General features: G+C 55.2%; 24 protein-coding genes. 10 read left to right on the top strand and 14 right to left on the bottom strand.

The window, feature by feature from the left end; translation table 11 throughout:
• Positions 1-85: 85 nt before the first annotated feature.
• The 6 genes from FHS30_RS03865 to FHS30_RS03840 form a co-directional block, all read right to left on the bottom strand.
• Positions 86-916: a universal stress protein gene (locus FHS30_RS03865; RefSeq protein ID WP_183909239.1), complete on the bottom strand. Its 831-nt coding sequence runs from the start codon at positions 914-916 to the stop codon at positions 86-88.
• Positions 917-1,163: 247 nt separating this feature from the next.
• Entirely contained in the window at positions 1,164-1,958 is a 795-nt protein-coding gene (gene djlA, locus FHS30_RS03860; protein WP_246341121.1) for a co-chaperone DjlA, read from the bottom strand.
• 37 nt (positions 1,959-1,995) lie between these two features.
• Positions 1,996-3,069, bottom strand: coding sequence for a patatin-like phospholipase domain-containing protein (locus FHS30_RS03855; RefSeq protein WP_183908480.1), 1,074 nt, complete (start codon positions 3,067-3,069; stop codon positions 1,996-1,998).
• Between the two features lie 92 nt (positions 3,070-3,161).
• Complete coding sequence (locus FHS30_RS03850) at positions 3,162-3,839, bottom strand: hypothetical protein (protein WP_183908478.1); 678 nt, start codon at positions 3,837-3,839, stop codon at positions 3,162-3,164.
• A 447-nt stretch (positions 3,840-4,286) separates the two neighbouring features.
• A complete protein-coding gene (locus FHS30_RS03845) occupies positions 4,287-5,660 on the bottom strand; it encodes a glutamine synthetase family protein (RefSeq protein WP_183908476.1) in 1,374 nt (457 codons plus the stop codon).
• 111 nt (positions 5,661-5,771) lie between these two features.
• Entirely contained in the window at positions 5,772-6,605 is an 834-nt protein-coding gene (locus tag FHS30_RS03840) for a helix-turn-helix transcriptional regulator (RefSeq protein ID WP_183908474.1), read from the bottom strand.
• A 254-nt stretch (positions 6,606-6,859) separates the two neighbouring features.
• Between FHS30_RS03840 and FHS30_RS03835 the strand changes: the two genes are divergently transcribed.
• The 3 genes from FHS30_RS03835 (at position 6,860) to FHS30_RS03825 (ending at position 9,975) form a co-directional block, all read left to right on the top strand.
• Positions 6,860-7,540, top strand: coding sequence for a GntR family transcriptional regulator (locus tag FHS30_RS03835; RefSeq protein ID WP_183908472.1), 681 nt, complete (start codon positions 6,860-6,862; stop codon positions 7,538-7,540).
• Between the two features lie 149 nt (positions 7,541-7,689).
• Positions 7,690-9,063: an aspartate aminotransferase family protein gene (locus tag FHS30_RS03830; RefSeq protein WP_183908470.1), complete on the top strand. Its 1,374-nt coding sequence runs from the start codon at positions 7,690-7,692 to the stop codon at positions 9,061-9,063.
• Between the two features lie 351 nt (positions 9,064-9,414).
• Positions 9,415-9,975 carry an aminoacyl-tRNA deacylase gene (locus FHS30_RS03825; protein WP_183908468.1) on the top strand — a complete coding sequence of 187 codons (561 nt, stop codon included), beginning with the start codon at positions 9,415-9,417 and terminating at the stop codon, positions 9,973-9,975.
• 44 nt (positions 9,976-10,019) lie between these two features.
• On the opposite strand, the gene arfB is transcribed toward FHS30_RS03825, so the two are convergent.
• The 3 genes from arfB to dcd are packed head-to-tail and all read right to left on the bottom strand — an operon-like array spanning position 10,020 to position 12,226.
• Positions 10,020-10,433 (bottom strand): alternative ribosome rescue aminoacyl-tRNA hydrolase ArfB, encoded by a 414-nt coding sequence (arfB, locus tag FHS30_RS03820; protein ID WP_183908466.1) that lies wholly within the window; start codon positions 10,431-10,433, stop codon positions 10,020-10,022.
• Positions 10,430-11,629 (bottom strand): L-2-hydroxyglutarate oxidase, encoded by a 1,200-nt coding sequence (gene lhgO / locus FHS30_RS03815; protein ID WP_183908464.1) that lies wholly within the window; start codon positions 11,627-11,629, stop codon positions 10,430-10,432. The genes arfB and lhgO overlap by 4 nt, the downstream gene beginning before the upstream one ends.
• A 27-nt stretch (positions 11,630-11,656) precedes the next feature.
• Positions 11,657-12,226 carry a dCTP deaminase gene (dcd, locus tag FHS30_RS03810; protein WP_183908462.1) on the bottom strand — a complete coding sequence of 190 codons (570 nt, stop codon included), beginning with the start codon at positions 12,224-12,226 and terminating at the stop codon, positions 11,657-11,659.
• 203 nt (positions 12,227-12,429) lie between these two features.
• Between dcd and FHS30_RS03805 the strand changes: the two genes are divergently transcribed.
• The 4 genes from FHS30_RS03805 to FHS30_RS03790 all read left to right on the top strand — a co-directional run bounded on the left by FHS30_RS03805 (position 12,430) and on the right by FHS30_RS03790 (position 14,875).
• Positions 12,430-13,128, top strand: a complete 699-nt coding sequence (locus FHS30_RS03805) for a VIT1/CCC1 transporter family protein (protein WP_183908460.1) — start codon at positions 12,430-12,432, stop codon at positions 13,126-13,128.
• A 116-nt stretch (positions 13,129-13,244) separates the two neighbouring features.
• A complete protein-coding gene (locus tag FHS30_RS03800; RefSeq protein WP_183908457.1) occupies positions 13,245-13,559 on the top strand; it encodes a YbjQ family protein in 315 nt (104 codons plus the stop codon).
• 6 nt (positions 13,560-13,565) lie between these two features.
• Entirely contained in the window at positions 13,566-14,018 is a 453-nt protein-coding gene (locus FHS30_RS03795) for a YbjQ family protein (protein ID WP_183908455.1), read from the top strand.
• Entirely contained in the window at positions 14,015-14,875 is an 861-nt protein-coding gene (locus FHS30_RS03790; RefSeq protein WP_183908454.1) for a M48 family metalloprotease, read from the top strand. The genes FHS30_RS03795 and FHS30_RS03790 overlap by 4 nt, the downstream gene beginning before the upstream one ends.
• Here the strand turns inward: FHS30_RS03790 and dbpA are convergent.
• Complete coding sequence (dbpA, locus tag FHS30_RS03785; protein ID WP_183908452.1) at positions 14,872-16,266, bottom strand: ATP-dependent RNA helicase DbpA; 1,395 nt, start codon at positions 16,264-16,266, stop codon at positions 14,872-14,874. The two genes, FHS30_RS03790 and dbpA, sit on opposite strands and share 4 nt — an antisense overlap.
• Before the next feature lie 341 nt (positions 16,267-16,607).
• On the opposite strand from dbpA, the gene FHS30_RS03780 reads away from it, so the two are divergent.
• Entirely contained in the window at positions 16,608-17,909 is a 1,302-nt protein-coding gene (locus FHS30_RS03780) for a DEAD/DEAH box helicase (protein ID WP_183908450.1), read from the top strand.
• Between the two features lie 28 nt (positions 17,910-17,937).
• On the opposite strand, the gene FHS30_RS03775 is transcribed toward FHS30_RS03780, so the two are convergent.
• The 4 genes from FHS30_RS03775 to apbC form a co-directional block, all read right to left on the bottom strand.
• Positions 17,938-18,345, bottom strand: coding sequence for a hypothetical protein (locus FHS30_RS03775; RefSeq protein WP_183908448.1), 408 nt, complete (start codon positions 18,343-18,345; stop codon positions 17,938-17,940).
• Between the two features lie 127 nt (positions 18,346-18,472).
• On the bottom strand, positions 18,473-19,012 hold the full coding sequence (locus tag FHS30_RS03770) for a lipocalin family protein (protein ID WP_183908445.1): 540 nt from the start codon (positions 19,010-19,012) through the stop codon (positions 18,473-18,475).
• A gap of 59 nt (positions 19,013-19,071) precedes the next feature.
• Positions 19,072-19,464, bottom strand: a complete 393-nt coding sequence (locus FHS30_RS03765) for a TonB-dependent receptor (protein ID WP_183908443.1) — start codon at positions 19,462-19,464, stop codon at positions 19,072-19,074.
• A gap of 250 nt (positions 19,465-19,714) precedes the next feature.
• On the bottom strand, positions 19,715-20,800 hold the full coding sequence (gene apbC, locus FHS30_RS03760) for an iron-sulfur cluster carrier protein ApbC (protein WP_183908441.1): 1,086 nt from the start codon (positions 20,798-20,800) through the stop codon (positions 19,715-19,717).
• A 200-nt stretch (positions 20,801-21,000) separates the two neighbouring features.
• Here apbC and metG point away from each other — a divergent pair, with 200 nt between their 5' ends.
• Both metG and rsxA read left to right on the top strand, forming a co-directional pair.
• Complete coding sequence (gene metG, locus FHS30_RS03755; RefSeq protein ID WP_183908439.1) at positions 21,001-23,013, top strand: methionine--tRNA ligase; 2,013 nt, start codon at positions 21,001-21,003, stop codon at positions 23,011-23,013.
• A 164-nt stretch (positions 23,014-23,177) separates the two neighbouring features.
• The gene (gene rsxA / locus FHS30_RS03750; protein ID WP_183908437.1) at positions 23,178-23,753 is read left to right on the top strand and encodes an electron transport complex subunit RsxA; all 576 of its coding nucleotides are present in this window, start codon (positions 23,178-23,180) and stop codon (positions 23,751-23,753) included.
• Positions 23,754-23,758: the final 5 nt, after the last annotated feature.

Raw genomic sequence — 23,758 nt, 5'->3', positions numbered from 1 at the left:
CGGGACAGGTTTTGTGTCCTCCATAAAAAAAGCCAACCCCTAGGGCTGGCTTTTACGCAACGCAATACTGAATACTTTGGCCGGCTTACTTGGTGGTCGTGAACTCGTTACAGACCATAACGTCGACATCCAGAGCGCCAATCACACGTTCCGCCGTGTTACCGCGCAACAGTGTTCCAGTGGAGCCCAATTGATTTAACGTCCCCATGACGACTAAATCAGCATCAATGGCACTGGCAACACCCGCCACCACTTCATCGGTGTAACCCTGTTTTACATGGATGCGATCAGCCTCCACGCCGGTTTCCTTCGCCAATGCACCGCGATCGGGATAGAGCATCGAATCCAGGTATCCGTTAACAAAATGCAGCTCGGCACCGTAGTTGCTCGCGATGTATTTTGCCCGCTGCACAATCTGCTTATTGAGCTGACGCTGCTTGTCTTTGTCGGCTTGGAAATTTACCGCCGCTAACACCACTTTGCGCTTGTCGTGCGCACCTGGGCGAATCAATACCACGGGGCATGCGGCCTTTTTCAAGACCTGCCACTTAGATTCGGCAAAGGTAAAGCGGCGCGTTGTCTTGGCGTGCACGGGCAAGTAAATCATCTCTGCGCCACTGCGCTTAGACTCTTGGATAATGGCCGCCTGCCAATCACTCGACCAACACACTTGAATTTCACACTCCAGACCCGCCTCTTCAACGGGCTTACGAATCTGATCGCGGAACCAAAATTCATCTCTAAATAAGTGATCATTTATTGCGCGGGTGTCGACGGCTTCACCATCTACCGCCACAAAAACAACCAGCTTGGGGCTGGGCGAGCGAAACTTGGAGGTGATCAACGCACGCTCCAAGGCAATGTGTCGATCGTCGTTAGGGTCTACCACCACAAAGACTTTCTTTTCAGCTTCCATCATAAACCTCTGTTGCCTTCAGCCCGCAGGCTTTTATGTATTGTCCGATCGACGTGGTCGATCCGCGCCGCTCAATGATTTGAGCTTAAAGGGCGCATCTCACCGCCCAGTTTACGGCCGCTCGGCTCGCCTTGATTAAGTCGTAAACGACACCCTGCGCGACCGTGAAAAACCGAAGCCGTACTTTACCACAGCTCGACAAGCCTACTGTCGATTTCGGGGCGAACGTGCACTTTTTCAAGCGCTTTTAATTGGCTTTACGGGATTTGCGAATCAAGTCATAGGCCCGTTGAATATCCTGTGCGCGCTCTGTGGCAACTTTAATCACCTCATCGGGCACGCCCTGCCCCATGAGTTTATCAGGGTGGTTTTCGCTCATAAGCTTTCGATAGGCCTTCTTGAGTTCGGCATCAGACACCGACTGGTCAACCCCCAAGGCGGCGTAAGCTGTCGCTAACTCCTGCCCGCGAGGCGGCGCAGTGTGACCGCGGAATTGATCCTGCGCGCGCAACATGGCCATCAACTGCTCGAACATTGCGCCGGCAAAACCCAAACCTTGGGCAATTTCACGCAGGGCGGACTCCTCTCCGGGATGTAGCTCGCCATCGGCCATTGCCATGCCAATCACATAGGTCAGCAATACGCGGCGAAGATTCGGCTGCAACTGCGTGGCCTGAAAAAATTCCTGCACCACTGGCTGCACTTGAAAGCCCGCGCTAGTGCCTTGCTGAAACAACGCAATGGCCTGCTGGCGATGTTCATCGGCAATACCGTACTTGCTCATCACGTCTTCGGTGTGGTCAATTTCGGATTGCGTCACTTGGCCGTCTGCTTTTGCGATATGACCAAGCAATGGAAACAGCGTGTTGATAAAACGACTTTCCAATTCGCGCCGCTGCTCAGGGTTCAGGCCAGCGCCAACCTGCTGGAGCCCACGGTCGAAAAAGTGTCCCGCCAATATTCCGAGAATCAGGCCAGGGAAGTTCAAGGTAATGAACCCCAGTAACCCGCCGATGATTTTTCCTAGCATAACTAATCCCATGGGTGGCGCTTACTGCCACCGTATTTGTGTCTGTAAATTACAGCGATCGAGTTACAGCTGCCCAGTCGCCACGCTGTGCAACCTGCATAAATGCCTCACCCAATTGCAGGCTCTGTTCCTTAACGATGCGCCAGCGACGCACGCGCTCCGCATCATTGTCTTTAAAGCGTTGAAAATCTTTGCGATCGGGAATGCGTCCGGCGGGCAGCGAGGCTACGTACGCCGGCGTTGGCGCCACCATGATGACATTGTCTAGCGCCGCAGCTGAGGCCCGGCGCGACGGCAAGTATTTATCGTACCAGCCGGGCAGCAACCAACGGTAAAAGTGCGGATATAAAATCAAGCCCGGCTCGCGCCAAAAGTTCGCGGGCACAGGGTGATAGTCCACCAATCCACCATCGCGATAAACGCCGGGCGGCACCTGCGCAATGGCCGTTTTCGCCGCCATCACATAGGGTATGGAACCCGAGGCAATCACAGCGTCGCGCAAATTACTGCTCGATAGCGACAACACCTCGGTACTAATCCCGTCAGCGGACGCCACCGATGGTGCGCGGCGAGGGTCTGCAAAAATGACCCGTTCAAACTGACCGTTGAGCCGCTGTCGGCCCCGCAAGTTGCGTACAAACGCCGATGACATGCCACGCAGTAATGGCCAAGCCGTGTCCTGACTAAGCGCACCATGGCAGCGTGCCACACCGCAGTGGTAGTTAAAACGGCTCTGCGATAATAAGTCGTCTACCTGCGGCTGCATGAGAAACCGGTTGAGTATCTTCATCAACTCGCGGTGCACCACGGGTTGCGTAATCCCGTCGGCATAGTTTTGCTCGATGTAGCCCTCGGCCAATTCATTGAGCGCCCAACCAGGCTGTGATTGTCCCGCAGCAGCCAACTTCCACGCCCCGATCGAGGTCCCAAATAAGTGAATCTGTTGTTCGGCCGCGGGTAGCCACTGCTCAAAAATTGCGCGATCTAAGCCATAGATAGTCAGCCATTTTGCAGCGCCGGACGCGCCAAAAACACTGCGAATATCCTGCGGGGAAAGGCCATTTTGCAGAATGTGGCGATAGGCACTGGGGCCGGCCAGCAACTCAAAGGGTGGAGGCGCCATTGGCAATCATCTTCCTGAAATTCAAACGGCCGTTAGCGTACCTGCAGTGCCGCGCACAGGCAAATCCATTGCCAATCTTTGGCCCTAGTTGATCAGGGCAACCAGACGCGCAGTTCCGACAACGCCGTGGCGTGGGTCAGGTAGGGAATGTTCATGGTATGTGCTCGGCGTTGAATCTCGGCGAACAGGGCGGGCAAATCGTCAAATAGACGGGGGGAGACCGCACCGGCGCCGGCCACGTACCCCCACATTTGCAACAGTGCATCGCGCAGGCTCTGCTGCTCGGGACACAAACGCAGTTGCAAGCAGACTTCGCTCGCCAACCAAGCAAAATTGTCGCGCCCGCGACTGGTAGCCACCTTTACGCTAATGCTGCGGTAGGCCTCCATGGACCGAGCGGCCACCGAGTATTTGTGCTGAGCCCATAGACTCTGGGTGGAATTTGGCAGGGGGATGCGGCCAGGCGAACGGCCCGCCGTCGCCTGCAGCTCGATGAATCGCTCTGCGGGCGCATTGATCGCGGGCCACGCCAAACCTGTGGGCGCCAAGCTCGGGAGCGCTACATCGGCCACTGGCAAATCGCGCAACTCACATTCAGCAGCCAACCAAGCGGCGGCGCACTGCAGGGCGTTACCATAATGTGACCAACGCTTCGCTTCGTCGCCACTGGCCGGCCCCGATTGGTGCCCGTCAGTCAATAAGCTCACCACCAGCTGGCGCTGCGCTCGCAACTCGTCATCGTTAAGGTAACCGGGGGAAATCTCCCACACTCGCATCACTGGACCTCAAATAAACGCTGAATACTTGATCGTCCCGGATGTGCTTCGCGCGAAGTGCTCACTGCGATCGAATCGCGCGAATTCAGCAAGAGTTAAAACAACCTACCGGGGCGATTGTAGGTGCGTTGAGCCGCCAAGGAAAGACCTCCGACGACAGAGTGCGCCCAGCTCTAGTGAATAACTGGCTTATCAGCCCGCCTCTCAGGCCACAATGCCCTCATTCTCAAGGGTGGTGCCTAGGCGGACATTTGCTGAAGCTTGATACCAGTAGGTTAAAGGATAGCTTACGCCCCACACCCAGAGGCACAAACTTACGCCAACTGGTCATGCCACAGCGCCGTGCAAGACCCTTGTGGCGATTTTTGCCCACCGCTGGCCATTTCCCGGCCATAAAAAAACGGCGCCCGGGGCGCCGTTTTTCCAAACACTGTGGACTATTTAAAACGACAGTAAATAGGCGTCGTATTCCATGCGCGTCACCGTGCGACGGAACTCATTGAGCTCTTGACGCTTGGCGGCTAAGTACGAACGCTGAAACACTTCACCCAAGTGGGTGCGCACGAAATGTGATCGCTCGAATGCATTGAGGGCGTCGGGCCAGTACACCGGCAGCGACGACTGCGCCTGTGAGTAGGCATCGCCTTCCATCGCCGCCGTGGGCTGCAGCTTGCGCGAAATGCCCTCGTAGGCGCCGGCTAAAATCGACGCCAATACCAAGTAGGGATTGGCATCGGCGCCACTCACCCGGTGTTCGATGCGCGTTGCAGCGAAGTCATCGGAGGGAATTCGCAGCGCCACAGTGCGATTTTCATAGCCCCAGGTCGGCGCCATGGGCGCATAAGAGCCCGGCTGAAACCGGCGGTAGGAATTAAAGTTGGGTGCATACACGGCCATGGTTTCCACCATAGTGGACTGCACACCGGCGATGGCGTGCATGAGCGCCTCGCTGCCCTCTTCCGTTTCGTTGTTGAAAATATTGTGGCCAGATTCGTCCAAAATACTGAAATGCACGTGCATGCCGTTGCCCGCCATGTCGCCAAAAGGCTTAGCCATGAACGAGGCATTCAAATCGTGGCGACGGGCCACGCTTTTGATCACACGCTTTAACATCATGGCGTGATCGGCTGCGCTGCACGGGTCGTCTTCATGGTGCAAGTTAATTTCGTACTGCGCTGGCGCAAACTCCTTCACCAAGGTATCGACTGGCACACCGAGGGTTTCGCAAGCCTCGCGCATTTCATGAAAGGCTTCTTCGTATTCCTGCATCAGGTCGAGGCTGTAGGGCTGCCCGCCAATGGGGTAGTCGGCGTTGGCATCGCAGCCTGCGTGCACCGGACGCCCAGTGGAATCGCGCTTCAACTCCAACAAATAGAATTCCAATTCAATCGCAACCACGGGTGTTAAACCGATAGCCTTGAACTTTTCCACAATGCTATCGAGCACAACGCGCGGATCACCGATAAAGGGCTGCTCTTCGAGGTCTGCCATGTGCACAAACATTTGCCCCATGGGTCGATCGGTCCAAGGCACTCGGCTCAAACTCGCGGCCACGGGTACGCAGATGCCGTCGGCATCGCCATCGTCAAATGCGACACCGGGTGCATCGCGCCCCCAGATGTCAAAGTTCAATGTGGTCACCGGTAGCTTTAACCCGCCCTTAAAGGCTTTCAGCAAGTTGTCGCGCGGTAGCCACTTGCCCCGCAGCACGCCATTGATGTCCGGTAACAGCACTTCAATGGTTTCAATATCCGGATTTTCTTCTAGGAACTTTTTCGCCAGTTCCAAATCTTTCGCTTTACTTGGGCCAAGCATGACCATCTCCATCAGGCGCGCCACCCACTGGGGTGGCGCCTATTTAAGTATTCTTTAAAACTTAGTCGTTAATGTGCCGAATGGCACTGATTTTCGTCGCTACCGACTCACTTAACCGGGCACCGGTTGGCGGCCAAAATAGCCGCGCAAGGGATCCTGACCAGGTGCTGCGTCATAGCAACCGAGGGAATTGATAAACAGTGAAAACACCTCCGATTGCGAACTGACGTCCAGTTTTTGATAAATATTTTTCCGGTGCCGGCGCAGCGTCTCTGTTGAGATGCCCAGTTTATCTGCCGCGATACGGGTGGAATAGCCGCTAAGCATGAGCCCCAACACGTCTTGCTCGCGCGCGGTCAGCAGTGACCGGCCAAACAAGGCCACAGCCTGTTTTACCCCCGCTTCGACGCCCGGTTTTGGCCGATTTACCACCTTCACGTGCTGGCTGATTAACTGGGTCACCATGGGCGAGCAAGCGTTGAGCAACGCCAATTCGGCGGCACTGAACGGCAGCGCCTGACGGGCGCGCATTAAACATAAATGAATGTGCGTGTGGGAATCGATCTGCGTCACAAACACCACTTCATCACACACATCCAAGCCATCGTGCAAGGTGTGGCTGGCATCATCGGCGGTGGCGCGCCAATGGCTAAAGCCGGCTTCGATGTCGCCATTGTGCGTGAGCTGGTAGTAGGGATCTTTGCGGTAGAGGCCGGCTTGGTAGTCATCCACCTGCTGCTTGCGCTGGACACCGCTCAGGCGATGAAACAGCACGCTGGGCTCGGGCTGGCTATCGGTATAGCGCCAAACCTGCGGGTAGTCCACCGGTAGCGTAGCTGACAGAGCGTCCACTAGCGCTGCGTAGAAATCGGCACTGCCCAAACAGGCGACTGCCGTTGCGATCTCGCGATTCCAGACTTCTAAAGCCTGTGTATGCAGGGTCATGATTCAACTGGACCGAAGCCCATGCCTCTCTGTTTGCCTAGGGAATTGCCTGTGTTCACCAGAATAAACGAAGTATTATTCTGTTTTTTGAGCCATAAAAAAACAGGCCAGTGATCTCAGCCATTCTGCCGCCCTCACTGCCAGATCACACACTACTGCGATAAGTCTTTTTACCCATCCATCACAAAAATAATGTGATCACAAATCCAAGTTATGGGATAATCTAACCTCGGCCATTAGTAAAGTCAAACCCCATGAGCGAACCCAACACCGAATTTAAGACCCAGCAGGAGCGCGTGTACTTCCAGTTGCGCGAAGCCATTCTGTGCGGCCGCTTTGTTCCGGGTCGGGCAGTCACTATTCGCGGTATCGCAGAAATGCTCGATGTCAGCCCCATGCCCGTGCGCGAAGCCCTGCGCCGCCTCACCGCCGAACACGCCTTGGCGCTGCAAGACAATCGCCGCGTGACCGTGCCGCACATGACCGCCAGTCGACTAGAGCAGATTGTCGAGGCGCGTATCGCCCTTGAGACCCAAGCAGCACTGCGCGCTATGGCGCACATCTCCACCGATGACTTGGCCCACTTAAAGGCCCTGGACGACCAAGTGACCCAAGCCATCGAAGTACAGGACGCCGAAAGCTACATCCGCACAAATCTCGAGTTTCACCTGACCCTCTACCGCCACGGCCCCAACGAGGTCATCTTGCCGTTGATCGAAAGTTTGTGGCTACAGAGCGCGCCGTTCATGCGACTTGTGCTAAACCGAATAGGTTTGGGTTACCTCACGGACCGGCACGTACAGGCCACCGACGCTATCGCCGCGCGCGATGCACTCGCGCTCAAACTGGCCATCGCCAGCGACATCCGCGAGGGCATCGGCGCCTTAGGGCAAGAAGAGTTAGAGGTGGCCACCACTGAAGGCGAACCAATTTGAGCTGATTGCACACTCGGGGTGTTGCCAAACACCCTAATAATGTGATCACATTATTACCCACAGACACCAACGCTGTCGGCGCAGGGCGCAGTAGGCCCCACCGACAGCGCATTAAATCAACGCGCCCCGCCGGCGCTTCAGGAGGTTCTATGAGCCAGACGTATCAAAAGCGCTCCACTGCCGAGTGGCAATCCATGGATGCCGGACACTACCTGCACCCCTTTACTGACTTTAAAGACCAAATGGAGCGCGGCAGCCGAATCATCACTAGAGCCGAAGGCCCGTACATCTATACGTCTGATGGCCAGAAAATTCTGGACGGTATGTCCGGCCTCTGGTGCTGCAACCTCGGCTATGGCCAGCAAGAAATCGCCGATGCCGTGGCTGAGCAGCTCAAAGAGCTGCCCTTCTACAACAGCTTCTTCCAGTGCGCCCACCCGCCGTCAATCGAATTGTCCGCCAAACTGGCAGAAGTGGCCGCGCCCCACATGAACAATGTGTTCTACACCGGTTCGGGCAGTGAAGCCAACGACACGGTGATCCGCATGGTGCACCGCTACTGGGATCTGTTGGGCCAGCCAGAGCGCAAAATATTTATCAGCCGACACAACGCCTACCACGGCTCCACCATCGGCGGCGCGAGCCTCGGTGGCATGGGCGGCATGCACAGCCAATTTACCCGCCTACCCTACGTACACCACGTAGATCAGCCCTACTGGTATGGCGAAGGCGGCGACATGAGCCCCGAAGAGTTCGGCTTAAAAGCCGCGCGCTCAATTGAAACCAAGATTCTGGAATTGGGCGCCGATAAGGTTGCGGCCTTCATTGGCGAGCCCATCCAAGGCGCCGGCGGCGTGATTGTGCCTCCGTCCACCTACTGGCCCGAAGTGAAGCGCATTTGCGATCAATACGGCATTTTGTTAATTACCGACGAAGTCATCTGTGGCTTCGGCCGCACCGGTCACTGGTTTGGCGCCGACTATTTCAATGTCGAAGCGGACCTAATGCCATTCGCCAAGGGTGTCACCAACGGCTACCAGCCGCTGGGCGGCGTCATGGTTGGCGACCGCGTGGCCGATGTCTTAAAAACGCAGGGCGGCGAGTTCTACCACGGCTACACCTACTCCGGCCACCCGGCCGCATGTGCTGCCGCGCTAGCCACCATCAACATCCTGCAGCGCGATAAAATTCTAGAGCAAGTGCGCGACACCAAGGGCGTCTACCTGCAAGAACAATTCGCCACACTCGCCGATCACCCCATCGTGGGCGAGGCGCGCGGCGTTGGATTTGTGGGTGCAATCGAACTCACCAATGACAAATCTGCCCGCACCCGCTTTGACGACAACAGCACTGCCGGTGATCTCTGTCGTGCAGCCTGTATCGAAAACGGCCTGGTTATGCGCGCCGTGGGCGACACCATGATCATTGCACCACCACTCACCATGAGCACCGACGAAATCGATGAACTGGTGGACCGCGCGCGCAAGGCGCTGGATCTTACCGCTCAGCGACTTGGCAAATAGTTTCGTCGTAAAACTGGGGGCGCAATTGCGCCCCTTTTTTATTTCCCGCCCCCTGCCAACCCAATAACTGCGCAAGGTTAACCGTTTAAGCTTCTGTCGCAGCTGTATAAAAAACCACATACCTAGACCACATTGACATTATTCCGTCACAGATAGCACTTATACTTAACCTACCTCTAACAAAACCCCAGAGTACTAATGACTCAAGGTTGAGGTGTTGTATCGGCTTTGCTCACGCCCCAAAAACGGGTATGTTTAAGCCGAAACCGAAGGTGCTGCGGGTGCGGTATCTCTTTAACGCCCACAGCATTAACCGCGTTTGTGTATCTACACGGTATTTGGAGGCGTTGTATGGGATTAGCCAGTAACCTTGCGCATTTTTTGTCGCAACAAAAGGTCCCCTTTGAAGTCGTACCCCACCAATACGCTGAAGGCAGCGTCAATACTGCCAACAGCGCTCACATCCCCCCACTGAAACTCGCCAAGGCTGTGGTATTTCGCGATGAAGACATGTATTACACTGTCGCCGTCTTGCCCGCCTGCTACAAAGTCAAACGACACACTCTGAATCAAATTTTCGACCGCCACTTGGAGCTGGCCGGCGAAGATGAACTAGAAGTTTTGTTTGAAGATTGTGCGCCCGGCGCCATACCCATCCTAGGCCAGGCCTACGGCTTGCGAGTGATCTGGGACGATGCGCTTTCAGAGCAGGAAGAGGTCTACATGGAGGCGGGCGATCATGAAAATTTAATCAAGCTCAAACGCGATGATTTCTTGGCGCTGATGGGCAACAATTTACACGAACGTTTTTCCTGTGAGCGACAGCGCGCGAAAACTGCGCGGCTGCTGCAATACATTCGCTCCAAAGGCTATGAGTGGAACGAGCCAGATCCCGTCTTCGCTCGCAATTAATAGCGGACATAACCCACTTTTTAACCGGCACGTCATAGTGTCGGTTAAAAATCCACTTTTCCACGTCCCTGTTTGATAGCACCACGGACAGTTTTGCTTTTCAACCGCCGCTCTTTTGAACCTCGGGTAGGTCTGGTTGCCCGCCGTTTCTTGCGCACTTCACTGGCCGCCTGAATGAGGTCCCGCAGGCGTTCGAGGGCAGCGGCTTTATTTTTTTGTTGCGTCCGAAATTCCTGCGCGCGCAGTACCAGCACACCGTCTTTGGTCAGGCGCGAATCGCCACTGTTCAACAACGTTTGCCGACAGTGCTCGTTGATCAACTGCGAGTTAGCCACATCAAAACGCAACTGCACCGCCGTTGAAACTTTATTGACGTTTTGGCCACCGTTGCCCTGCGCGAGCGTAAAGCTAATATCCACTTCGCGCTCCAACTGCTCCATAAAACTTAACGGCATCATGGCAACTGCGCCTCCAGTTTTTGAATAAGATACTGCGCAATGGGAAAAGCCGAAGTGGCCGCCGGGGAAGGCGCACTGCACACATGTAACGTGCGATCAGTTTGCATAAAATGGAAATCCTGCACCAATTCACCGTTGGCCAACACGGCTTGAGCACGAATACCCGTGGGCCAAGGTTGTAAGTCTTGCAAGGTCAATGTCGGGCAATAGCTCTGCAGCCGACGAAGGTACCCACGCCGCCAACAACTGTCTCGCCATTCACGCAATGCCGCGCCCGGATAGCGCGCAAGCAATCGCCAAAAACCGGGATAAAACAACAGCGACCAAACATCTTGCCAGTGAGTGTTCATTTGATGCGCCTGACCGTAGCCCTCGCGCTGCAATCCCAACACCGCATTTGGACCCGCGGTGATTGCACCGTTCGTCATGAGCGTTAAATGCACGCCCAAAAACGGCAGTTCGGGATCGGGCACGGGGTATATTAAATGCGACAGTGTTACCGCCCCTGACCGCACGCGATAATATTCACCGCGAAACGGCAAAATGGAAAAATCCGGCACCAAACCTTGTGCGCGAATCAAGCGATCAGCCTGCAATCCGCCACACACTATGAGCGCATCCACTCTGCATTGCTCGCCGTTAGTTAGCCTTAGGTTAATGCCACTCGCACGTTCATCGATATGTTGCACGCAACTATTTAGTAAAAGACTGCCACCTGCATCAGTGAACTCTGCAACCATGGCGCACACCTGCGCGCCATAATCAACAATACCGGACGCGGGCACCCACAGCGCACCGGCACCACTCACTGCGGCTTCACGTCGTTGTAAATCGCTTGCGCACAGCGGCTGTACCACTATGCCATTGTGCGCCGCGCGATCAGCTAATGCGTGCATGGCCTTCAACTCACTTTCATGAGCGGCCACGATTAACTTTCCCGTGTTGCGACAGGGAATTTGATGGGCATCGGCATAGGCATAGGTCGCCGCCATGCCACGCCGGCAAAAGTCAGCTTTCAAGCTGTTCGGAGGATAATAAACACCGGCGTGGATGACGCCGCTGTTGCGTCCTGATTGATGAAGCGCGGGGGCGGATTCTTTTTCCAACAACAAAACGCGGGCCGACGGCCAACGTTGCTGAATGGCCCGCGCCGTTGCGACGCCCACTATGCCGGCGCCAATCACACCGAATTTCATAGCTGGGCGCGCCTTGGGGGCGGACTATCAGGTTTTAGGCAGGGTAACACCCGTCTGACCTTGATACTTTCCGCCGCGATCTTTGTATGAGGTTTCACACACTTCATCAGATTCAAAGAACAACATTTGCGCCACGCCTTCATTGGCGTAAATTTTAGCGGGCAACGGTGTTGTGTTTGAAAACTCCAAGGTCACGTGACCTTCCCATTCGGGCTCAAGCGGAGTCACGTTCACGATAATGCCACAACGTGCATAGGTGGATTTCCCCAAGCACACTGTCAGTACATTGCGCGGAATGCGGAAATACTCAACCGTGCGCGCCAAGGCAAAGGAGTTGGGTGGAATAATGCAAACGTCGCTTTGAATGTCCACAAAGCTGTTCTCATCAAAATTCTTTGGGTCGACAATGGTGGAGTGCACGTTGGTAAAAATTTTAAACTCGTTGGCACAGCGCACGTCGTAACCGTAAGAAGAGGTACCATAGGACACAATGCGGTGCCCATCGGGTGCATGGCGCACTTGGCCCGGTTCATAGGGCTCAATCATGCCGTGATCTTCGGCCATGCGGCGCATCCACTTATCTGACTTAATGCTCATGGGGCCTCTCTTATATTGCGTTAGTGGAGCCAAGCTCACTCGGGCCGTCGTCATCGACGACCGTGAAAAATGGCGCACATGATAGCCCGTTTAGCGTTAAATGGGGAGCCGTTTTCCGACGCTAGGTGTTGCACAAACACCCTAAAACACCGGCCCTTTCCCTATACTCAGGATCGGAAGCACACATTGAGGAGTCCCGCCCTATGCCGCACAGTGAACACCATTTTATACATCGCACTAACTGGCTGCGAGCTGCGGTGCTCGGGGCTAATGATGGCATTGTCTCTACCACCAGTTTACTCGCAGGCGTAGCCGCTGCAGGTATGAACAGCAACACCCTGCTGATTACCGGTATAGCCGCAACTGTGGCCGGTGCACTCTCCATGGCCGCGGGCGAATATGTGTCGGTCAGCACCCAGTCAGATATTGAGTCGGCCGACCTTGCGCGCGAACGGCAGGCGTTGCGCGATCACCGCGAAGCTGAGCAGGCCGAGCTGGCGGAAATCTACCGCGGGCGGGGGCTGGCTCCCGCGCTGGCCGGTGAGGTGGCGCAGCAATTGATGGCCCATAACGCCTTAGAGGCCCACGCCCGCGACGAACTCGGCATTTCTCACATCACCACAACCAACCCCCTGCAGGCCGCCATGTCTTCCGCCATGGCGTTCTGCGCGGGCAGTTTACTGCCCCTCTGTAGTCTCTACCTTGCAATGCTTGTGGACGTTCGCCACCCCATTTTTTGGTTGTGCACTTCGTCACTTGGGGCGCTGGCATTTTTGGGCTGGTGGTCGGCGTTACGCGGTGGTGGCCAGCCCGTTAAATCCGTCGTGCGCATTGTGCTTTGGGGTGCACTGGCCATGGGCATAACGGCGTTGATCGGCCACAGCGTCAATCTAACGCTTTAAGCTTTGCCTGCGTAACGCCAAGCGCTACTATGCAACCGACTTACGCCCTAGCGCCACCTCGTACCTCACACGCTAGTCAGCGATACATTAACAGTACCCTGAGAAAGGAATTCATCATGTTCATCACCAACATAGAAGCCGTGCCAGGCAAACGGATCACTCAGCACTTAGGCATGGTGCAGGGCAACACCGTCCGTGCAAAGCACGCGGGCCGAGACATCATGGCTGGGCTTAAAAATATTTTTGGCGGCGAACTCAAGGGCTATACAGAACTCCTCACCGAGGCCCGCGAAGAAGCCACGGCACGTATGGTGCAGCAGGCTCAAGCCATTGGCGCCAACGCGGTGATTAACGTGCGCTACTCTACATCGTCTATTTCCGCCGGCGCGGCTGAACTATTCGCCTACGGCACAGCGGTGGTATTGGAGTAACAGGCCATGGAATCGCTGATCATATTAGTCGTACTCACAACCTTAGGGTATGCGTTTGGCAGTGTGATAGAAAGGCGCCACTTTGCCTCCATCATTGCGCGCGAGCACTTGCTGCGCAACATCATGTGCTTTAGCGCACGCACTCCGCCAAGTGACATTGGGCCAGTAGACAGCCAGCTCGTGGGCGGCAACGTAGTCATTTCCATCGATTACTTTAAGCTGATAGCAGCCGCATTGCGCGGTTTGATCGGCGGACGCGTATCGGCCTACGAAACGCTGGTAGAGCGAGCCAGACGCGAAGCCATACTGCGAATGAAAGTGGCGGCGCAGGATTTGGGCGCAACTCAAATTTTTAACGTGAAACTGGAAACGGCATCTATCTACAACGGTTACCAGCAGCAAACCGGGTCGGTAGAAGTTTACGCCTACGGCACCGCGTTGATTCCGCACACCTCGTGACCGACTATCGGAATCCGCCCATTCCAGAGGGCATCAACGTGCACCCACAGCACCCGCTGAAAGAATTTTTCTGGATGCTGGCGGCCGTGGGTATTGCACTCACAGTCGCCATTGCCTTATTGATTGCCCTGGCAAACTATTTAGTCACGTTTGTCCCCTTTGAAATGGAACAACGACTCGCGCAACATATGGAAGTCAATTATTTTCAACCGGGTGATGCACCACCAACACCCGCGCTGATATACCTCCAATCCTTGGGCCATTCGCTCGCGCAAGCACAGCAAGCCCCCCACCCTATTCGCATACATCTACTCGACAGCGACGACATCAACGCCTTTGCCACGCTCGGCGGCCACATTTTTATCAGTCGCGGATTACTCGAAGTGATGCCCAATGAAAATGCATTGGCCATGGTGTTGGCCCATGAAATTGCCCACATCAGCCACCGCGATCCGATTATCGCCACCGGTCGAGGCTTGACCGTTGCGCTGGCAATTATGAGCCTGACCGGCGTAGGGGATGGTGCCATGGCGCACCAACTCGCCAGTCAATTCAGCTTAGTCACACAACTTAGTTTTAGTCGCAGTGCCGAGGCCGCCGCCGATTTGCGGGCACTGGAAACCTTGCGGCAATACTACGGGCACACCTTAGGTGCCGATGCGCTATTTAACTATTTAGTGGCTGAGCAAGGGCGAGGGAATGCGCTGGCCGAGCAGCCGCTGTTGGCGCTGCTCAATAGCCACCCGCTGCATGCGGACCGAATAGCCACCATCAACGCGTTTACCGGCAGCAATCACAACGGCCAAGGGCAACTCACGCCGTTGCCAGCGAACTGGTTGGCACCCCGCACAGATTAAACTTTGATTCTGCGCACGCGGAAGGCGCGGCCTTTTAACTTGCCGTGCTCCAACTGACTGTGCGCTTGTTTCCATGCGCCGCGCGCCACCGCAACATAGGTGCTGAGGTCGTACACCTGAATTTTTCCGATATCATCAAAGGCCACTTGGTCGTTGCGCGTTAGCGCTCCCACCACATCGCCGGGACGCAATTTTTGCTTTTTGCCACCGTCGATTTGCAGGGTGACCATCGCCGGTTCAGGCATTTGTTGGCGCTTGGCCTGGGGCAGGTTTTCAACGGCCGGCAATGCGCCCAACAACGCTACCAGCTTTTCCAATTTGAAATCTTCACGCTCGGTCAAGAGGCTGCAGGCAACGCCGCTGGCGCCGGCACGCCCAGTGCGCCCGATGCGATGCACGTGCACTTCGCTATCGCGCGCGAGATGGTAGTTCACCACCAAGTCCAATGCTTCTATATCCAACCCCCGCGCGGCCACATCGGTGGCCACCAATACGCTGGCAGATTTGTTCGCAAAACAGGTTAGCACCTGATCGCGCTGCTTTTGCTCAAGGTCACCGTGAATGGGCAATGCCACTATGCCTTGCTCACGCAACACATTGGCCACCTCCTCTGTCTCGCGCTTGGTATTGCAAAATACCACGGCGGATTCCGGCAAAAAATGCAGCAACAATTGGGCAACGGCATGCTGGCGCTGCTCGTTATTTGTCACCCGGTAAAAATGTTGCTCGATGCTGGAGGTTTGATGCTGGCTGGCCACTGTCACGCGCACGGGCTCGCGCATCACTCGCCCAGCCAAAGCTTCGATGGCGTCTGGGTAAGTGGCGGAAAATAACAGCGTTTGGCGCACTGCTGGCACCTGCTCAACAATGGCATCGACGGACGTTTGAAAGCCCATGTCGAGCATGCGATCGGCTTCATCGAGAACCAGGGTATCCACCTCTGCCAAATCGAGTGTTCCTTTGCGCACGTGCTCCTCGATACGACCGGGCGTACCCACCACTATGTGCGCACCATGCTCCAGCGAGCCCAACTGTGGTCCAAACGGCATACCGCCACACAGAGTGAGAATCTTGATGTTGTGGATGGCGCGAGCCAGCTTGCGCAGTTCCCGTGCCACTTGATCAGCCAGTTCCCGCGTGGGACACAACACCAAGGTCTGCACCCGAAAGCGCTCCACCCTTAATTTGTTCAATACTGCCAAACCAAAGGCCGCCGTTTTACCGGAGCCAGTCTTGGCCTGTGCGATCACATCCACACCCACCAACAACAGTGGCAGTGCTTGGGCCTGAATATCCGTGAGTTCGGTGTAGCCGAGATCGGCGAGATTAGTGCGAAGTGCCGCAGACAGCGGCAGTGAATCAAAGGCGCGCGACGCGCTTGGGTTAGACAAGGGTGCCCCCGGTGGTGTTGTGAACGCTAGCGAATACGCTAGTTTACACCATAAGCGGTCAAGCCTTATGGCACTTTCACGCACAGTGGGCTCACTGCCACCTTTTGCCTTTGACCGTCAATTGTGTAGCAACAGCGCGGCATCAACGATGACGCAAACCCACCTCGCCTTAGATGAGACCGCAATAGCGGCACTGTGAAAGTAGAATCGGCCATTACTGTTTGGCCAGCGAATACCTTAGTATCACTGGCCTCACTAATGCGTGGTACTTCACAGCCCGATCCTGTAAGCTGCACCGCCGCCAGCGGTGCTGGCCATTTTTTGAACAACTCGAGAACTGCATGCGTTTTGCCGACCTGGGCCTATCTGCCCCCATCCTTGAAGCCGTAGCCGAACAGGGCTATGAAACACCCTCACCCATCCAAGCCCAAGCCATACCTGCCGTCATTGCCGGTAAAGATGTCATGGCCGCCGCGCAAACGGGCACCGGAAAGACCGCAGGCTTTACCCTGCCCATTCTGGAGCTGTTAACCCGGGGCGAGCGGGCGCCGTCAAATCACGTGCGCGTACTGGTGCTGACGCCAACCCGTGAATTGGCAGCGCAAGTGGGAGAAAGTGTGGCCAACTATGGCAAGCATTTACCCCTGCGATCAGCGGTGGTGTTCGGTGGTGTCGGCATCAATCCGCAAATGATGAAACTGCGCAAAGGCGTAGATGTGCTAGTGGCTACGCCCGGCCGTCTGCTCGACCTGTTTGGTCAAAATGCAGTGAAATTTAATAAGCTGGAAATGCTGGTGCTCGATGAAGCCGATCGCATGCTCGACATGGGCTTTATTCACGACATCAAACGCATTTTGAAACTATTGCCCGCCAAGCGACAAAACCTGTTGTTTTCCGCCACCTTCTCGGACGAAATTCGAACCCTCGCCAAGGGTTTGGTGCACAACCCCGTGGAAATTGATGTGGCGCCGCGCAACACCACAGTGGAAACCGTTAAACAGTGGTTGTGTCCCGTAGACAAAAACAAAAAGTCGTCGCTGTTGATTCACTTGATTAAAGAACACAATTGGCATCAGGTATTGGTGTTTTCACGCACCAAGCACGGCGCAAACAAATTGGCGAAACAGCTGGAAGGCGCGGGCATAGAGTCAGCCGCTATTCATGGCAACAAAAGTCAAAATGCGCGCACCAAAGCGCTGGCAGATTTTAAAAACAATAAAGTACGGGTTTTGGTGGCCACCGATATCGCCGCACGCGGCATCGACATCGATCAACTGCCGCAAGTGGTTAATTTTGACTTGCCCAACGTGCCCGAAGATTACGTGCACCGCATCGGTCGAACCGGGCGCGCCGGCGCTACCGGTCAAGCGGTGTCTTTAGTGAGTGCCGATGAATTAAAACAGCTAAAAGACATTGAACGACTTACCCAGCAATTGATTAGTCGTGAGATTGTGGCGGGCTTTGAAGCCGTCAATGCGTTGCCGCCCACCAGCCTCAATACGCGTCCGATCAAACCAAAAAAACCCAAAAAGCCCTACAGTGGCCACGCCGATGGGCAGCGCGCCGCTGGTTCTGCCAAAAAGACCAAACCAGTCTCAGGCCGCTCCGGCAATCGCCGGCCGGCACCTTCTGGCAATCGCTGATTATTAATTATCTGTGATATCGGTCGAATCAGCTGGGTGGTTTTAAATTTCGAAACCGCCCTGCTGCCTTCCACACCAGCCACGCCATGACACCATTAAATAGCAACACCAAGTCCGGCCCGTAAAGCATAGGCCCCGCAACGGCCACCAAGCGCCCGACACCCACGGCTATCACCAACGAAAAACATACCAAGGCGACTCGTGGCAGCCACTCGCCGATAAACCCACCCACGTAAAATGCCAGCGCCTGCCAGAAAAGAATATGGATACAGTGTTGCGCAGTTTTGATGCGCTCTGGGATTTCGGTTTCTTCTAGCCCCGTGATCAACCACATGACGCCAATAAACGCCAACACCAATGCCGTTGCGCGCACATCCAAAAACCGAATTGTACCCGTTGAATCGTCTGCATCTGGCTCGTCAGGTGGAAGGGTCATAGGCGCTCCATGTTAGACGCTCCAAAAAACGTCTCCACTCACCTTACGCGCATATAAACACAAAACCAACGCACTACATTGCATTAGCACCGCATGCGTTAACCGAAATTCAACTAACGACCATCGCCTATTCCTGCACTGCCTGCTGTTGCACTTCTTGCTCAACCCACACGAGCGACTGCGTATCAAATCCGAGTGCGGCGGCTTGATTCATAAACTGCTGACGCAACGCCGAAGGTATCTTTGGCTCGCGCGACAGCAACCAGAGGTAATCGCGATTGTGGCCAGTCACGAAGGCGTAGCGGTATTCGGGGTCTAGATGATAGATAACATAGGCCGCATAGAAGGGCCCGAAAAATGAAACCTTTAAATGGCCGAGGTCTGGTTTAGCCACAAAATACGCGCGCCCTTGAGCGGATTTCCACTGCTCAGCCTGCGCATCGTAGCCGCGATTTAGCACCGCAATGCCACCGTCCTCTCGCAAGGTATAGGTGGCCGTTACACGACTCAATCCCCGTTCAAAACGATTATCAGATCGCGCAATTTCATACCAAAGGCCTTGATAGCGTTTGGCGTTAAAATTTTCTACCGGCGCAATACCTTTCGGTGCGCCGGTACATCCTGCCAGCAGGCCCATACAGGCCAGCACAAAAAACAAGCGCACCATAAAAACCCCCATCATCCACAATGATTATTTGATCTTTACGATGCACCGCTACTCACAGATCACTCCTGTGGGGCAGCACCGGATCTCAACGCTTTGATGAGCATGACCTTCATCAATACGAAGCCCAGCAGCACCACCATAGAAGCCACACCCAACATCGGGCCCACTACGTTTGCCGGCGCGTAGCGTCCGTACATAAGGAATAAACCGAGCAGTAAAAATACCGTGCCCACTTGGTGAGCGTAGTACTGCACCTTCGCCATGGCACTGGCGCCATCGATTTGCCACACTTTGTATACCGCCGCATAAATAAACGACACCACAAAACCCAACAACATAATGTGCGCATGGGCCACAAGCTGGCCATGATTTTTAGTTGCTGCCATGTAAATACCCAGCAGTAATCCCAACAGCCCGTAACCAAACGCAGTCAGTAAAAATTTTCTATCCATCGAACACCTCACGTATTTATGTTGTGATTATTTCAGAGGTCGCCCAACGCAGCGGCTAAGACATTGCCTTGATAAGCGATGGCAGTAAACATAACAAATGCACCGCGCGCTGCACAGTCAATTCAGTTGATATTACAAACCGATAAAAGACGCCAAAACTCAGCGCATTAAAGTGATTTGCGTAGCTGGTACGCGGGGATTGACACCACCGCCCGCCTCGCAGCGCGGCGGTGCACAAGGCTGAAGCGAATCAATCATCATCGATTTCGATGGCTGGAACCTGCGCGCCCTCTGCCAGCCAAAGATTGGCCGCCATTTGCCGAGCAATGCGACGATAGGTATCGGAGACTTCAGACTCGGGTTCCGCCACCAACGTGGGTTGCCCACGATCCATTTGCTCGCGGATCGACAACGTCAAAGGCAGTGAGCCCAGGCACTGGGTTTGATAGTCCACCGCGATGCGGGCACCGCCACCTTCACCAAAAATGTGCTCTTCATGGCCGCATTCAGAGCACACGTGAGTGGCCATATTTTCCACTACGCCCAACACCGGCACGCTCACCTTGCGAAACATCTCGATACCTTTTTTGGCGTCCAGCAAGGCAATGTCCTGCGGGGTGGTGACAATTACGGCACCGGTCACAGGCACTGATTGCGCCAGGGTTAGCTGAATATCACCGGTACCCGGCGGCATATCTATCAGCAAATAATCGAGATCATGCCAGAGCGTCAAACTTAAGAGTTGCTGTAATGCACCGCTAACCATGGGCCCGCGCCAGATCATGGGGGTTTGCTCGGTCACCAAAAAGCCCATGGAATTCAATTGGATACCATAAGCCTCGATGGGCTCCATGTGCTTTTGACCGCGGATTTGCGGCCGCACATTGCCCACGCCAAACATTTGCGGCTGGCTGGGCCCATAAATGTCGGCGTCGAGCACGCCAACCTTGGCACCTTCGGCGGCCAACGCCAGCGCCAAATTAGTGGTGGTGGTCGACTTTCCCACACCGCCCTTGCCCGAGGCCACCGCAATGATATTGGCCACATTGGGCAGGGGTTCTTTTTGATTGGCCGTCGCCTTGGGCTTAATCAGCCAACCCAGATCGGTGGTCACCGATGCCACACCTTCCACGGTACTGACCGCAATGCACACCGACTCTTCAATTTGCGATTTCAAGCTCAGTGCCGGATAACCCAATACTAGGTGCACGTTGATGTCGTTATCACTGATCTCTATGCCAGTCACTGCGTCCAACGCAGTCAGACTTCTGCCGGTGCACGGGTCCTTTACAAAGGCCAACGCTTGGTAAATGGCATCTCGATCGGGGCTGTTCATGAAATCTCCTAGCTTGGGGGGGCGCAATGCCGGACTCAGGGCGGCTAGTTTAGCCGATTTAGCGATGGGTTTTGGGGCCAATATGGCACGCATCGAATGCCTTGCGCTCAACCCTGCTATGCGCCACTAAAAATGCTATAGTTCGCCGTTTTTATGCTGCCGCGCTTGGCAGCCCACGACTTTGCCTTGAGAGATCGTCAATGAGCCAACGCCGTCAAATTCTGGTGACCAGCGCCCTGCCCTATGCCAATGGGTCGCTGCACCTCGGACACTTGTTAGAACACATCCAAACGGACATCTGGGTTCGCTTTCAACAGACCCGCGGCCACGACTGTACCTACGTGTGTGCCGACGATGCCCATGGCACCGCCATCATGCTCAAGGCCGAGGAGCTGGGTATCAGCCCAGAGGCCCATATCGAAAACATGAAGGCCGAGCACATGGCCGACTTTCAAGGCTTTTTGATCAACCACCACAACTACCACTCCACCCACTCAGAGGAGAACAAGGTGTTGTCGGCGCTGATCTACGAGCGCCTAAAAGCCAATGGCCATATCGCCAGCCGCAAGATCACCCAGGCCTTTGATCCAGAGAAACAACTGTTTCTGGCCGATCGATACATTAAGGGCACTTGCCCCAAGTGCAAAACGGACGACCAATACGGCGACAACTGTGAAGCCTGCGGTGCCACCTACGCACCGGCCGACTTGATCAACCCGCGCTCGGTCATCTCGGGCGCCACCCCCATCACCAAAGATTCAGAACACTTTTTCTTTCGCCTGCCCGCCTTTCAGGATTTCTTAAAGGATTGGACCCGCGCAGGTCACCTGCAGACCGAAGTGGCCAATAAACTGGCCGAGTGGCTGGATGCCGGCCTCCAAGAGTGGGACATCTCCCGCGACGCCCCCTACTTCGGCTTTGAGATTCCCGGCGAAAAAGACAAATTCTTTTACGTGTGGCTAGACGCACCCATCGGCTACATGGCGGCGCACAAACACCTGTGCGATCGCACCGGTGCCGACTGGGACGCCATCTGGAACAAAGATTCCAGCGCCGAGCTGTACCACTTCATCGGCAAAGACATCGTCAACTTCCACGCCCTGTTCTGGCCCGCCATGCTGTCTTCAGCCCAGTTCCGCACACCCACCAAGGTGTGCGTGCACGGATTCTTAACCGTGAACGGCAAGAAGATGTCCAAGTCCCGCGGCACCTTTATTAATGCGAAGAGTTATTTGGAGCACTTAAATCCCGAGTATTTACGCTATTACTTCGCCGCCAAACTCACCGGCGGCGTCGATGATCTGGACCTGAATTTAGAAGATTTCGTCAACCGAGTGAATTCCGACTTGGTGGGCAAAGTGGTCAACATCGCCAGTCGCACGGCCAAGTTTGTCAACAAAGCCGGTGGCGTATTGGCCGACAACCCAGAACCCGAACTGTGGGCTCAATTCGTCGACGCCGGCGATAGCATTGCCAAACTCTACGAGGATCGCGAATTCGGCCGCGCGATGCGCGAGATCATGGCACTGGCCGATCAGGCAAACGAATATATCGCCGCCAAGGCGCCATGGTCTCTGGCTAAACAGGAAGGCACCGAGGCCGAAGTGCTGGCCATTTGCTCGCTGGGCATCAATATGTTCCGCGCGCTGTTAACCTATTTAAAACCTGTGCTGCCCGCCATGACTGAAGCGGCCGAGGCATTTTTAGGCGAAACGCTGAGCTGGGAAACGCCCATCAGCTACCGCGCAGGCCAGCCCATCAACACCTTTAACCCGCTAATGACCCGTGTAGACACCAAAGCAGTAGACGCCATGATTGAAGCCAATAAACAACCTGAAGCTGAACCCGTAAAAGCCACCGGCCCACTGGCCGATGAGCCCATTGCCCCAGAAATTTCCTTTGATGACTTTGCCAAAGTGGACCTGCGCGTCGCCCTGATTAAAGATGCACAGCACGTAGAGGGTGCCGACAAACTGCTGCAACTGACCTTGGATCTGGGTGGCGAAACCCGCAACGTGTTCTCCGGCATAAAATCTGCCTATAAGCCCGAAGATCTAGTGGGCAAACTCACCGTCATGGTGGCCAACCTGGCGCCGCGCAAGATGAAATTCGGCATGAGCGAAGGCATGGTGGTGGCCGCGGGCCCCGGTAAAAAGGAAATCTACCTGATGGAACCTCACGCGGGCGCCAAACCCGGCCAACGCGTGATGTAATCCAGCGAGCGGGCCCAGCCCGCTCAGGCTTAAGCATATTCACAACCAATATAAGCACTAATAAGTACTTGTATTGATGGCTATAAATGCCACAGCGATAATAGGCGCCCACTCACTACCGGCGAACTTGCCCTTTGGGCACTGGCTAAGAGCGAAAACCTGCAATGACCGAATTTGCCGTCATCATGCTCAGCACCATTTTGGTGAACAACTTTGTGCTGGTTCAGTTTCTGGGCCTGTGTCCGTTCATGGGTGTCTCGAACAAACTCGAAACCGCCATCGGCATGGGCGGCGCCACCACCTTTGTGCTCACCCTTGCGTCTATCGCCAGCTACCTCGTCAACACCTGGGTACTCATGCCACTGGGCTTGGAGTATTTGCGCACCATTGCCTTTATTTTGGTTATTGCGGTGGTGGTGCAGTTCGCCAAAATGTTCATCGAAAAAACCAGCCCTCTGCTGTACCGGGTGCTGGGCGTGTTTCTACCCCTGATTACCACCAACTGCGCCGTGCTCGGCGTGGCCTTGCAAAACACCTCACACGCCCACAATTTTGTGGAGTCATCCCTCTATGGATTTGGGGCAGCCCTGGGCTTTTCCTTGGTGTTGGTTTTGTTTTCCGCCATGCGTGAGCGCTTAGCGGCCGCCGACGTGCCCGTGCCGTTTCAGGGTGCAGCCATCGGCATGATTACCGCCGGTTTAATGTCGCTGGCTTTCATGGGCTTCGGCGGGCTGGTATAGGCAAG

Source organism: Simiduia aestuariiviva, assembly GCF_014192475.1.
Classification (GTDB): Bacteria; Pseudomonadota; Gammaproteobacteria; order Pseudomonadales; family Cellvibrionaceae; genus Simiduia; species Simiduia aestuariiviva.
The sequence above is the reverse complement of the archived record's forward strand: the minus strand, read 5'-3'. Positions and strand labels throughout refer to the sequence as shown.